Consider the following 12965-nt stretch of genomic DNA (forward strand, 5'->3'; position numbering starts at 1 on the left):
CGTGCACGTAGATCCATTTCGTCATGCCACAGGCGTGAAACCCCCCTTTCGAACCGGACACAATGCCGGGCCGCCCAGGGGCGGGCGGTCCACCGGACGAGAGGGACCAGACTCATGAGTTCTGTTCTGCGGCCGGCGGCCACGGACCTGGATCCGTCAACTGCCAGCAAATACCGGCCGATCTCTTCTCACCTGGCCATCGCGCCACCGGTGAGTGTGGTGATTCCCGCCATGAACGAGGCGGAGAATCTCCCGTACGTGTTCAAGACACTTCCGGACTGGATACACGAAGTCGTCCTCGTGGACGGCAACTCGACGGACGACACCGTCGAGGTGGCGCGCGAGCTGTGGCCGAACGTCAAGGTCGTCGAGCAGCATGGCAAGGGCAAGGGAGATGCCCTGATCACCGGGTTCGAGGCCTGCACCGGCGACATCATCGTGATGGTCGACGCAGACGGCTCGGCCGACGGGAACGAGATCGTCAGCTACGTCTCCGCCCTGGTGTCGGGCGCGGACTTCGCCAAGGGCTCCCGCTTCGCCAACGGCGGCGGCACCGACGACATGACGTTCATCCGCAAGCTCGGCAACTGGGCGCTGTGCACCGTCGTCAACCGCAAGTTCGGCGCCCGCTACACCGACCTCTGCTACGGGTACAACGCGTTCTGGCGGCACTGCCTCGACAAGATCGACCTCGACTGCACCGGCTTCGAGATCGAGACCCTGATCAACATCAGGGTGGTCAAGGCCGGGCTCAAGGTGCAGGAGATCCCGAGCCACGAGTACCTGCGCATCCACGGCGCGAGCAATCTGCGGGCCGTGCGGGACGGGTTCCGGGTGCTCAAGGTGATCCTCAAGGAGCGGTCCAACCGGCGGGAGTTGCGCCGACAGGAGCACCACTCGCCGATGCTCGACACTGTCGGGCTCGACTCGGTCGAACTCGGCTCGGCCGAACTCGACTCGGTCCGGGGAGAGGTGTCTTGAGCGATCTCGACATCTCCGTCGTGATCTGCGTCTACACCGAGGACCGCTGGGAGGACATCCTCGCGGCGGTCGCCTCGGTGCGGTCGCAGTCCCACCGTGCCCTGGAGACCCTGCTGTCCGTCGACCACAATCCGGCCCTGCTGGACCGGCTCACCAAGGAGTACAAGGAGTTCGAGGCGAGCGGCGAGGTCCGCGTGCTCGCCAACGCGGGCCCCCGCGGCCTGTCCGCCGGCCGCAACACCGGGATCGCGGCCGCGCGCGGCGAGGTCATCGCCTTCCTCGACGACGACGCCGTGGCCGAGCGGGACTGGCTGCGCCGCTTCGCCGAGGGGTTCGCCGACCCACGGGTGATGGCCGTCGGCGGCCGTACGATGCCGATCTGGGCGTCGGGCCGGCGTCCCGCCTGGTTCCCCGAGGAGTTCGACTGGGTGGTGGGCTGCACCTACAGGGGGCTGCCGCCGGGCCTGGTCCGGGTGCGCAACGTTTTGGGCGGCAACGCCTCGTTCCGTCGTACGGCGTTCGACGCCGCGGGCGGCTTCGCGACCGGCATCGGGCGCGACGGCGACAAGCGGCCGCTGGGCTGTGAGGAGACGGAGCTGTGCATCCGTCTCACGCGCGCCAGACCGGACGCGATCCTGCTGATCGACGACCGTGCGGTGATCCATCACCGGGTGCCCGAGGCGCGCGAGCACTTCGGGTACTTCCGCACGCGTGCGTACGCCGAGGGCCTGTCCAAGGCGCTGGTGGCGCGAAGCGTGGGTGCGGACAAGGGACTTGAGTCCGAGCGCCGGTACACCACCCGTGTCCTGCCGGCCGGTGTGGTGCGCGGTCTGCGCGACGCCGCGCTGGCCCGGCCGGGCGGTGCGGGCCGGGCCGGCGCGATCGTCGCCGGGGTCCTCACGGCGGCGGGCGGGTACGTGGTGGGGAGCGTGCGGGCCCGCAGGGGCGGTGCCACGTTCTCGGTGGTGGAGATCAGCGGCGGAGCTCAGGGGGGATCTCATGACTGAAGCGCCCGTGCCGGTTCTCATGTACCACTCGGTCGCGTCCGCTCCGAACGACGCCACGCGGGCGCTGTCCGTGGCACCCGAGGCGTTCACCGAGCAGATGGCACTCATCGGCGACCGGGGCCTCACCCCGGTCACCACGGCTGATCTGGCGGCATGTTGGCGCTCGGGCCGCTCGCTGCCGGCGCGCCCGGTCCTGATCACCTTCGACGACGGCTACGAGGGTGTGCACCGGCACGCCCTGCCCGTGCTCGCCAAGCACGGCTTCGCGTCCACGCTGTTCGTCTCCACCGGCTGGATCAAGGGCGCCCACGACACCGGGGGCGGCCTCGACACCATGCTCGACTGGGCGCAGGTGCGCGAACTGGCCGCCGCGGACGTGGAGATCGGCGGGCACAGCCATACCCACCCGCAGCTCGACCAGCTCGACGACGACTCACTGCGGCACGAGCTGATCCACTGCAAGGAGATCGTCGCCGACGAACTGGGCGCCGTCCCGGCCTCGTTCGCCTACCCGTACGGCTACTCCAGCCGCCGGGTGCGCGAGGCGGTGCGGGCCACGGGGTACGCCCAGGCGCTCGCCGTCGGCAACGGCCTCGCGCGCCGCCGTCAGGGCCCGTACGCCCTGCAGCGGGTGACCGTGCGCCGCAGCACGGGCATCGAGGAGTTCGAGCAGCTGGTCGAGGGCCGCGCGATCGCCCGCAACTTCACCAGGGACCGTGCCCTCACCAAGGGGTACGCCATGGTTCGCAGAGCACGACAGGTCCGCCGGAAGGCCATCCGTTCCCGTGTCTGACACGACGACCACGACCGAGGCCTCACAGCCCGTGACCGAGGCGCCCGAGCAGTCGGGGCGCCGTCTTCGGCTGCCCGGAATGGGCAAGGGGGGCGGCAGCCCCCTGTTCCGCAACGCCTACGCCCTGATGCTGAACACCGGCATCTCCGCGGTGCTGGGCCTGGGGTACTGGCTCATCGCCGCCCGCTACTACTCCGAGTCCGCGGTGGGCCAGGGTTCGGCCGCGATCGCCGCGATGAAGCTGCTGGCCGGTCTGACGGCGGTGGCCCTGACGGGCGCCCTGGCCCGCTTCATCCCCGTCGCCGGGCGCGCCACCGGGCGCCTCATCTTCCGTACGTACGCGGCGAGTTGCGTCGTCGTGTCGTTCGCGGCGGGAATCTTCCTGCTGACCCTCGACTCCTGGGGGCCGTCGTACAGCTTCCTGCACGGGTCCATCAAGGGCCTCGGCTTCATCATGGCCGTCGCCTCCTGGAACCTGCTCACGCTGCAGGACGGGGTGCTGACCGGGCTGCGCAGTGCGCCGTGGGTGCCGGTCGGCAACACGGTGTTCTCCGCGGTGAAGCTGGCGCTGCTGGTCGGACTGGCCGTCAGCATGCCGACGACCGGCGTGTTCGTCTCCTGGGTGCTGGCGATCGCCACCTCCGTGGTGCCGCTCGGCATCCTGGTGTTCCGGAAGCTGGTCCCCCGGCACATCGAGGCCACGGCGGACCGTACGAAGCCACCGACTCTGAAGGAGATCGGCAGGTTCCTGGCCGGCGACTACACCGGCTCGCTGTTCTCGCTCGCCGTCGTCTATCTCGTCCCGGTGATCATCGCCTCGCAGGTCAGCTCCGAGGACAACGCCTACTTCTACATCACCACCACCATCGGCGGCACGGTCAACCTGCTCGCCATCAACATGGGCGCCTCGCTCACCGTCGAGGGCTCGCACGACCCCGGCCGGCTGGCCGCCAACACGCGCGCCGCGCTCAAGCGCATGGCGCGGATCATGCTGCCGATCTGCGGGCTGCTGTTCGTCGGGGCGCCGTGGATCCTCGGTGTCTTCGGTGCGGGCTACGCGGACGCGGCGACCCCGCTGCTGCGCTGGTTCGCCGCCGGCGCGCTGCTCCGGGTCGTCATGGAGACGTACTTCGCGGTGCTGCGCGCGCAGAGCCGTACCGCCGGACTCGCCTGGCTGCAGGGCCTGTTGTGCGTCCTGGTACTCGGACTGACGCTGCTGCTGCTCCCCCGGATGGGGCTGACCGGCGCCGGCGTCGCCGAGATCTCCTCGCTCTCGGTGATCGTCCTGATCGCCGCGCCCAGGCTGTACCGCACGCTCAGGGCCGCACCGGCCCCCGCCGTCCCCGAAGCGGCGGCACCCGACGGAGACCTCGCCGACCTGGGGGCACTCACCTCTCGGCTTCGGTCGAGCGGGGGGACCCCCACCGCCCCGGCCTCGGAGACGACGCGCCGGCGCGGGCCGGCCTGGGCGCTGGACAGCGACACCCTGGCGCTCGGCATCCACGTCGACTTCGACCACCAGGAACGCCGTCCCGACGTCCGCCCGGGTCCCGGCACACCGCCGACCGGCACCCCCGTGACGCCCGCCGACCACCGGCCGGCCTGGGCGAAGAACCCGGAGCTGGGGCTGCCGGTGGAGGAGCGGGAGCCGGGTTCCGAGGCATCCCTGGGACCGGCCGAGGTGGAGGTGGACGCGCCGTTCGAGGCCGAGTTCGGGGCCGGCTTCGAGGCGGGCGACGACGAGGAGGCCGTACGAGCGGCCGAGGCGTCGCTCGTCCGTGAGGAGGCGCCCGTGCGCGAAGAGGTGCCGGTGCCGGTGCCCGTCGCGCCGTCTGAGCAGTCGTTGCGCGAGCGCCTTCAGCCGACCCGCTTCGGCGTCGTCCTCGGCTGTCTGCTGGCGGCCGCGCTGCTGCTCTACTGGGTGCCCGCGCTGCGGCTGGGCGAGGCGGACCTGGAGGAGATGGGCGGGCTCGGCCTCATCTCGATCCTGCCGCTGCCCACCCTGGTCGGCGCGGCGCTGCTGGTCGCGGTGTTCGCCTCGCTGCTCTGGCTCGGCCGGGAGCACAAGGCGCTGCTGTTGGTGACGCTGCTCGCGACCGTGGTGTCGCTGCACGCGCTTCCCGCGGTGCTCGAGACCGAGCCGCGCTTCCCGACGGCCTGGCAGCACCTCGGGTTCCTGGACTACATCGACCGCACCGGGTCCGCCGTACCGGACCTGGACGCGCGCTGGAGCTGGCCCGGATTCTTCGCGGTGGCCGCGTTCGTCACCAGGGCCTGCGGGATGACGGACCTCACCGACCTCATCCGCTGGTGGCCGCTGATCATCCAACTCCTCTACCTGGCACCGATGTTCCTGCTCGTGCGCTCGATGCGGGCGAGCTGGCGCGCCAAGTGGACGGGCATCTGGATCTTCGTGCTCAGCGGCTGGGTGGGGCAGGACTACTTCTCGCCGCAGGGCTTCACCTTCCTCCTCTACCTGGCGTTCGTGGCGATCCTGCTGGTCTGGTTCCGGGCGCCGCGGGTGATCTGGGCGAAGCGGCGGCCCGGCGAGGCGGAGGTCGAGCCGGCCAGCCGCCGCCAGAAGGCCGTCCTGCTCGGTGTGGTGATCGGGCTGTTCGCGGCGAGCGTCCCGGCCCACCAGCTCACGCCGTTCGTGATGCTGGGCGTGCTCGCGGTGCTCGTCATGACCGGCCGGTCCGAACTGCGCGGCCTGCCCATCCTGTTCGGTGTCCTGGTCATCGGCTGGCTGGGCTTCATGGCGGAGCCGTACTGGTCGGGGCACTTCAACGACCTGTTCGGCGGCGTCGGCGGCGTCGGCAGCAATGTGTCCACGTCGGTCTCCGGCCGTATCCAGGGCGGCGACTCGACCCACAAGCTCGTGCTGTACACGCGCGTACTGCTGGCCGGCGGCGTGATGACGTTCGCCTGCTGGGGCTGGTGGCGACGGCGCGACCACAAGTACCGCGAGCGGTCGCTGCTGGTACTGACGTTCGTCCCGTTCCTGGGCTTCGGCATGCAGTCCTACGGCGGCGAGATGGCCCTGCGCGTCTTCATGTTCGCCGTGCCGGGCGCGGCGCTGCTGGCCGGTCTCGCCCTGTTCCCGCGCACCGGCGTCACCGCCGAGGAGCGGGACAAGGACCGGGTCAGCCTCGCCCCGCTGGCCGCACTCCTGGCCGGGCTGCTGCTCATGGGCGGCTTCCTGGTGGCCCGTTGGGGCAACGAGCCCTTCGAGCGGGTCCGGCCCGGGGAGGTCGCGGCCATGGACTACGTGTACGCGCACGACAAGCCGACCGTCCGGCTGCTGTGGCTGAGCAACGACACGGTCAACGACGTGACGCCGGCGATGCCGTGGGGCGCGAAGGACATGGAGCGGGTCAACTACGTGCCCACGTTGGCCCCGGCCGACCCGGTGCTGGTGTCGAGCCTGGTCAAGGCGCTGAAGGACGCGGGCCCGAACTCGTACCTGATGATCAACGCCGGCCAGATGACCTATCTCCGGATGGACGTGGGCTATTCGGACACCTGGCAGCCCCGGCTCCTCCAGAACCTGGACCAGCGGCCCGAGTTGAAGAAGGTCTACGTCAATGCCGACGCCACCCTCTACGCCCTCAAGAAGCAGCCCGAGGGCAAGGTGCCGGCGCCCGATCCGGGTCCGATCGGACCGCAGATCACCTGGACGCCGTGGTCGGTCGTCGGCGCCCTGGCCGCCCTCGCGCTCATCGTGCTGCTGACGGCGCGCGAGGTGGTGCGGGTCGCGACGCGCCCGAGCGTGCGGCAACTGCGCCGACTGCAGAGCAGCTTCTGGTTCTCGCTGCCGCTGCTGGCGGTGCTACTGGCCGCGCTGGTGCAGAGATTCCTGACCATGAAGTGACCATGGCGCAGGGGCGGGCGCTGTCGCTGTCGTCGTCGCCGAAGTGGCTTACCGGGCTTACCTGGTAAGCCACTTCACTTCGTAGGCCTGCATCTCGAACCGCTTGCCGTCGACCTTCGCGCTGATCGACCGGTCGAGGGTGTTGACCACCAGGACGGACTTGTCGGTGGCGAGGACGCGGACGTTGGGCACGTCGTCCGCGGCGACCGCGACGGTCTTGTAGGTCGTGCCGGGCGGGAACTCCCGGTGGAAGCGGGAGACCAGGTGGAACATGGGCAGCTTCTTGCCGCCGTTCGAACCGTCGGTAGGTGTCCACAGACAGCCGGGGCAGTCGCTGCCCTTCTCGTCCTCCGGGTTCCAGTAGAAGCCCGAGGAGGCGCCGCCCTTGACCATGGCGATCATTCCGGCGGCCTGGACGGCGACCCGGCGGGTCTCGGACCAGCCCTTGCGGTCGTCGTTGCCGTCGGCGGGCTCGACGTAGTACTCGGCCCACCACAGCGGCAGGTTGTCCGCCTGCTTCCGCACCCACCTGCCGACCGCGGTGAACTTGTCGGTTGCCGCGAACTCGTTCGGCAGCATCTCGTCGTCGTTGGTGTAGCTGGAGCCGTCCACGACGACGAAGTCGGCGCCCGCCTTGTTCTTGTTCCAGTAGTCGAAGGCGTCGAGGATGCGCTGGTCCATGGCGCCCCAGGGTCCCTTGAAGGTCGAGGAGGCCTCGTCCGCACGCGGGTCCACACTGTCCATGACCAGGTACGGCCCGCCGACCATGATGTCCTTGTCGACCTTCTTCAGGGCCTTGTACACGAGGTTGTACAGCTTGGTGTAACCCTCGTAGTCCCAGCGGCCCTTGGCGTCGTTCCAGAAGCCCTTGAACTCGTTCCACACGATGAAGTGGCGTACGTCCGGATAGCGCTTCGCGACCGTCGCGGCGAGCGCGGCGAAGTCGGCGTAGTGCTCCGGCTGCGGCGCCGTCTCCAGGGCGGACTGGCTCCAGTCGGTGTTGTCGACACCGGCCTTGCCGCCCTTCATCCAGTCCGGAGAACAGCACAGGGTGACGGCCGGGGTTCCGCCGGACTTGCGGATGAAGTCGATACGGCGGTCCATCGCGTCGAAGTCGTAACGCCCCTTCACCGGCTCCGGATTGTCCGCGCCCCAGCCCATGACCGCCTGGTCCTGCGGCATCCCCCCGGCGTCCGAGAGCAGCCCCTCGACCCGGGCGGTGGCAGCCGAGCTGCCCTCGTCGGCGCTGTACTGGGTGTGGGTGAAGCCCCAGCCCACCTCGGGTTTGTCCTGGTCGGGAGGGGTCGCCGGAGTGCCGTGCACCGTGTCGCCGTTGCGCGAGGTGCCCGCGGTGCTTCCGCCCCCGGGAAGCGTGCTGATCAGGGTGACGATCAGGGCCAGCGCCGCAACACCCACGCCGAGCAGCGCGGTGAGCCGCCACCGTCGTGCCCCCGAAGTCCACTCATGACGTCCCATCGAGGGCAACACTAACCGCGTGGACGCCAAGTAGGGCAGATGTTGTGAAAGCACAGCTCTGCTGCATTTTCAGGGGACACGCATTCGATCGCGGCTGCGCCGGGGCCGGGCCCCGGCAGGGGGTCGGCGAACTCGGCGCATGGCGTGACACCGGGGACAGGGCGGGGGAAATCCCGTGCGCGGAGTGCGTCGGTGCCGGATCATGGACGCCATGTCTGCGAACCCACACGACGCTCTGCCGATCCGGCTCAACGTCGACGACAGCGACTCACCGTCCGATGTCGTCGACGCGCTGTTCCTCGGCCGCTTCGCGACGGGCGAGCAGCCGTACTCGCATGCGGCGAACATCGACCGCGTCCGGTCCGGGGCGACGCTCCTGCCGGCGGGCGCCCATGTGCTGCGCATCGCCCGCGACGACGACCGCAGCGCGACGCTGGCGGAGGGCGACGGCTGGACTCTGCTGGTCTCCCGCTGGAACCGCGGCGCGGACGTCACGGTCACGGCGACCACCGCCGAGCTGGCGCAGAAGATCCTCGACCAGGCGACGGACGGCGCGGCGGACGAGCCCGAGCCCCAGCCGGAGAACGTGACGATGGGGTTCTGGTACGTCTCCCCCAGGCGCGGCCCGTACCGCACGACCCGGCAGATCTCGGCGGGCACCTGGGACGAGGTGCGGGAGAACTACACCGCGCCGGTGGCGGACGCGATGGACAGCCTGATGAAGACGACGCCCGAGGACATCGCGGGCCGTCTGCTGCTGCTGCACGGCCCGCCGGGCACCGGCAAGACCTCGGCGCTGCGGACCCTCGCCCGCTCCTGGCGGGACTGGTGCCAGGTGGACTGTGTGCTCGACCCCGAGCGCCTGTTCTCCGACGTCGGCTATCTGATGGACATCGCGATCGGCGAGGAGGACGGGACGGGCAAGGGCCGCTGGCGGCTGCTGCTCCTGGAGGACTGCGACGAGCTGATCCGCGGCGAGGCCAAGCACACCGCGGGCCAGGCGCTGTCGCGGCTGCTGAACCTCACCGACGGCCTGCTCGGCCAGGGCCGCAACGTCCTGGTCGGTGTGACGACCAACGAGGACCTGGAGCGCCTGCACCCGGCCGTGGTCCGCCCCGGCCGCTGTCTGGCCCGCATCGAGGTGGGCGCGCTGACCCGCCGGGAGGCCGTGGGCTGGCTCGGCACCGAGGAGGGTGTGGGCCGCGAGGGCGCCACCCTGGCGGAGCTGTACGCGCTGCGCCGGGGCACCTCGCCGACGGCGCTGCCGGAGCCGCGGGACGGGGCCGACGCGGGGCTGTATCTGTAACCCTGCGGTGCTTTGATGGTCGTATGACCCTGTTCGTCGGGACGTCGGGGTGGCAGTACAAGGACTGGCGGGGCGTGCTGTACCCGGCCGGGTGTCCGACACGGCTGTGGCTGGAGGAGTACGCGGAGCACTTCACCACGGTGGAGCTCAACAACGCGTTCTACCGGCTGCCGACGCGCGAGAACTTCGCAGCCTGGCGGGACCGGGTCCCGGAGGGCTTCGTGGTCGCGGTGAAGGCGAGCCGCTATCTGACCCACATCAAGCGCCTCAAGGACCCGCGGGAACCGGTCGACCGCCTGATGAGCCACGCGGCAGGCCTGGGCGACCGGCTGGGTCCGGTGCTCGTGCAACTGCCGCCGACGCTGAAGGAGGACGCGGACCTGCTGGACGAGTGCCTCGGCTGCTTCCCGTCCGGCACGCGGGTGGCGGTGGAGCCGCGGCACGACTCGTGGTGGACGCCCGCGGTACGGAAGGTGCTGGAAGCGCGGGGCGCGGCGCTGTGCTGGGCCGACGCCCGCTCCCGCCCGGTGACGCCCCTGTGGCGCACCACCGACTGGGGTTACGTCCGCTTCCACGAGGGCCGCGCACGGGCGTGGCCGCACTACGGGCGGCGAGCGCTGGAGACGTGGGCCGGGCGGATCGCGGAGTCGTGGACGGCCGACGCCGATGTGTACGCGTACTTCAACAACGACGCGACCGGGGCGGCAGTGGAGGACGCGGTGGCGTTCGCGGGGGCGGCTCGCTCGATGGGCCGGGCGGTCACCCGCACACCGGAACACCTGCCTTCAGGTGCGGTGTCGCGCCCCTGAAGGGCGCGGGGCCGTATCAATACGCGGCTCCGCCGCGCGGGTGCGACCGGCCGCCACCGGCCCGCGCGTTCGTCACCGCGGTTTCCAGCGGAGCGCTCAGCTCTTGCCGTAAGCCGCCCGCAGGGCGTCACTCACCGCGGCAAGCGCCGCGCCCTCGTCCGATCCCAGCCGCCGAGCCCGCTCCACGTAGGCCTGGGCGGCCAGGGCCAGCTCCCGCTCCGCCGCCGAGCCCGCGGCGGCCACGAACGTGCCGTTGCGCCCCCGTGTCTCGATCACCCCGTCGCTCTCCAGCGCCCGATACGCCTTGGCCACCGTGTTGGCCGCGAGCCCGAGCGACTCGGCGAGCCCCCGCACGGTCGGCAGCCGGTACCCGACCGGCAGCACTGCGGACCGGGCCTGCTCGGAGATCTGCGCCCGCACCTGCTCGTAGGGGGCGGCACTGTCGTCGATGTGGATCTTCAAGGTCACTGCTCGATTGTCCCGCACCCGCCGGAAAATGAGGGGCGCTCGCGCTCGTCCCCACGTAGCGTGCGCCTTCATGACTGTGATCGTGCGCGCCCTGCGCCCCGACGACCGGGCCGACGTCGAGGCCTTCGCCCGGGTACGGCACCTGGCCCTCCCCCACATCCTGTGGACCCCGGACGCCGTCGTCCACCGCCTCGCCCACACCCACCCCGACGCGCATTTCGTCTCGCTGGTCGCCGAGGAGGACGGCGAGGTCATCGGCACGGCGCAGGTGCAGTTGGCGTACGACAGCCCGGAACCGGGCCTGGGGATGCTCAACATCTATGTGCACCCGGACAGGATCCGCCGCGGCGCCGGGGGCCTCCTGGTCCGCACCGCCGAGGCGTACCTGGTCGAGCACGGCGCGACGAAGCTGTACGCCTGGGTGCTGGACGAGCCCGCCAACCGGGCCTTCGCCGAGCGGCACGGCTACGGCGCCAGCCGCTCCGCCCACTTCCTCCGCCTGGACCTGACCGGTGGCACGCTGCCGCCGCTCCAGACCCCTCCGCCCGGCGTCGAGTTGCGCAGCGCGGCCGACTTCGCGGACGATCCGCGTCCGCTGTTCGAGCTGGACGCGGAGACGACGCGGGACGAACCGAGCGACGTGGACACCGAGTTCACCGACTACGAGAACTGGATCGAGGAGAGCTGGAAGCAACCGCTGCTCAACCGGGAGCTGACCAAGGTCGCGCTCGTCGAGGGTCGCCCCGCCGCCTTCAGCGTGGCCTGGACGGACGTCGCCACCGGCCGCTACGCCACTGCCATGACCGGCACCGCCCGCGCCTTCCGCGGCCGCGGCCTGGCCAAGCTCGCCAAGAACGCCTCCCTGCACGGCGCCCGGGCGGCCGGCTTCACCGAGGCGCTCACCGGCAACGACGACGGCAACGGCCCGATGCTCGCGATCAACAAGTGGTTCGGGTACGAGATCTGCGCGACGGAGGTGCGCCATGTCCGCGAACTCAGCTGATCCGACAGGCCAGTTGGACGTCCTCCTCGTCAAGGCGGGCCGTACGAAGATCCGTTACGCGGCCGGCCTGATCCGCGACGACGGTACGCGCATCGCGGTCCACGCCCCCTGGGCGGGCGAGGGCGTCCGCGACTTCGGCTTCGTCCGCTTCGAGAAGGGCGACGTCTTCACCGAGTACTACTGGCGGGACCGCTGGTACGCGGTGAAGGAGGTCCGTGACGCCGCGGGTGTGGTGAAGGGCTGGTACTGCGACATCACCCGCCCCGCCGTGCTCTCCGGCACCGAGTTGATCGTCGAGGACCTCGACCTGGACCTGTGGCGCTCCGCCGACGGCAAGGACGTACTGCGCCTGGACGAGGACGAGTTCGCCGAGAGCGGTCTGGCGCAGCGGGACCCGCAGGCCGCGGCCGCCGCCGTGGCCGCCCTGGACGAGCTGGAGAGGCTTGCCCTCCATGGCGGCTTCGACGCCCTCCTGACCTGAGGAGCTCCCAGCCCGGCAACGGTGCGCGCGTCCGGGGTTCACACCAGTGCCACCACCGCGTACCGCTCGTCCGCCACCTCCTTCCCCCACAGCACCGCGTCCTGCGACAGTCGCTCGACGCGCAGGTCCGCGGTGAGCGGGGTGAGGAGGTCGGTGAGCAGGCCGGCGGATATGCCGACCGGGCTGACCGTGCCCCACACGCCCTCGACCAGCACGAGCCGGCCGCCCGGGCGCACCAGTTCGCGCCAGTGCCGCAAGGCCCGGCCGGGGTCGGGGAGCGCCCACAGCACGTGCCGCGCCAGGACGACGTCGAAGCGCTGCTCCCCCACCGGCGGTGCCGTCGCGTCACCGACGAGGAACACCGCGTCACGTCCGGCCAGCTTCGCTCTCGCGAGGTCGACCATGGCCGGCGACAGGTCGACGCCGGTGACGCGGTGTCCCTGTTCCGCGGCGAGGAGCGACAGGCTGCCGGTACCGCAGCCGAGGTCGAGGATGTCGCTCGCCCGCGCGGGCAGCCAGGAGAGGAGCCGGCCGGCCCAGGCCTGGCGCACTTTCGGGTCGCGCAGCCCGTGATCCGGTTCGTCGTCGAAGGAGGCGGCCCGCGCGTCCCAGTCGGACCGCTCTTCATCCGCCCCGGTCAGGCGCTCGATGTCATCCGTCATGCGCCCCAGAGTGACACGCGCCACTGACAGTCGAATCGTGACAGCCGCCACTGACAGACCCGAACCGATGAGTCACTCTCCCGAAAAGGGTCTACCTCCGTGTGAAGA

11 protein-coding genes are annotated in these 12965 nt (G+C 70.8%); 8 read left to right on the forward strand and 3 right to left on the reverse strand.

Going from position 1 to position 12965, the window contains the following annotated elements; all coding sequences use genetic code 11:
• The first annotated feature begins 114 nt into the window (after positions 1-114).
• Genes ACYUED_RS09340 through ACYUED_RS09355 form a run of 4 tightly spaced genes read left to right on the forward strand, consistent with a single transcriptional unit; the run spans position 115 to position 6652 of the window.
• Complete coding sequence (locus ACYUED_RS09340) at positions 115-981, forward strand: glycosyltransferase family 2 protein (RefSeq protein WP_491291810.1); 867 nt, start codon at positions 115-117, stop codon at positions 979-981.
• On the forward strand, positions 978-1988 hold the full coding sequence (locus ACYUED_RS09345) for a glycosyltransferase family 2 protein (protein WP_491291811.1): 1011 nt from the start codon (positions 978-980) through the stop codon (positions 1986-1988). Before ACYUED_RS09340 ends, ACYUED_RS09345 begins: the two co-directional genes overlap by 4 nt.
• A complete protein-coding gene (locus ACYUED_RS09350; RefSeq protein WP_491291812.1) occupies positions 1981-2781 on the forward strand; it encodes a polysaccharide deacetylase family protein in 801 nt (266 codons plus the stop codon). The genes ACYUED_RS09345 and ACYUED_RS09350 overlap by 8 nt, the downstream gene beginning before the upstream one ends.
• On the forward strand, positions 2774-6652 hold the full coding sequence (locus tag ACYUED_RS09355; protein WP_491291813.1) for a lipopolysaccharide biosynthesis protein: 3879 nt from the start codon (positions 2774-2776) through the stop codon (positions 6650-6652). Before ACYUED_RS09350 ends, ACYUED_RS09355 begins: the two co-directional genes overlap by 8 nt.
• Before the next feature lie 57 nt (positions 6653-6709).
• On the opposite strand, the gene ACYUED_RS09360 is transcribed toward ACYUED_RS09355, so the two are convergent.
• Positions 6710-8128 carry a GH39 family glycosyl hydrolase gene (locus ACYUED_RS09360; protein ID WP_491291814.1) on the reverse strand — a complete coding sequence of 473 codons (1419 nt, stop codon included), beginning with the start codon at positions 8126-8128 and terminating at the stop codon, positions 6710-6712.
• 211 nt (positions 8129-8339) lie between these two features.
• Here ACYUED_RS09360 and ACYUED_RS09365 point away from each other — a divergent pair, with 211 nt between their 5' ends.
• Positions 8340-9434, forward strand: a complete 1095-nt coding sequence (locus tag ACYUED_RS09365; RefSeq protein ID WP_491291815.1) for a DUF5925 domain-containing protein — start codon at positions 8340-8342, stop codon at positions 9432-9434.
• A gap of 23 nt (positions 9435-9457) precedes the next feature.
• Entirely contained in the window at positions 9458-10243 is a 786-nt protein-coding gene (locus ACYUED_RS09370) for a DUF72 domain-containing protein (RefSeq protein WP_491291817.1), read from the forward strand.
• A gap of 96 nt (positions 10244-10339) precedes the next feature.
• Here the strand turns inward: ACYUED_RS09370 and ACYUED_RS09375 are convergent, their stop codons facing one another.
• A complete protein-coding gene (locus ACYUED_RS09375; protein ID WP_491291818.1) occupies positions 10340-10711 on the reverse strand; it encodes a GntR family transcriptional regulator in 372 nt (123 codons plus the stop codon).
• 70 nt (positions 10712-10781) lie between these two features.
• On the opposite strand from ACYUED_RS09375, the gene ACYUED_RS09380 reads away from it, so the two are divergent.
• Together ACYUED_RS09380 and ACYUED_RS09385 are read left to right on the forward strand one after the other, a co-directional pair.
• Positions 10782-11714, forward strand: coding sequence for a GNAT family N-acetyltransferase (locus tag ACYUED_RS09380; protein ID WP_491291819.1), 933 nt, complete (start codon positions 10782-10784; stop codon positions 11712-11714).
• Positions 11695-12195: a ribonuclease FAU-1 family protein gene (locus ACYUED_RS09385; protein WP_491291820.1), complete on the forward strand. Its 501-nt coding sequence runs from the start codon at positions 11695-11697 to the stop codon at positions 12193-12195. The genes ACYUED_RS09380 and ACYUED_RS09385 overlap by 20 nt, the downstream gene beginning before the upstream one ends.
• Before the next feature lie 38 nt (positions 12196-12233).
• Here ACYUED_RS09385 and ACYUED_RS09390 read toward each other — a convergent pair whose 3' ends face one another.
• Positions 12234-12857, reverse strand: coding sequence for a class I SAM-dependent methyltransferase (locus ACYUED_RS09390; RefSeq protein ID WP_491291821.1), 624 nt, complete (start codon positions 12855-12857; stop codon positions 12234-12236).
• Positions 12858-12965: the final 108 nt, after the last annotated feature.

The organism is Streptomyces sp. DF42 (assembly GCF_058267695.1).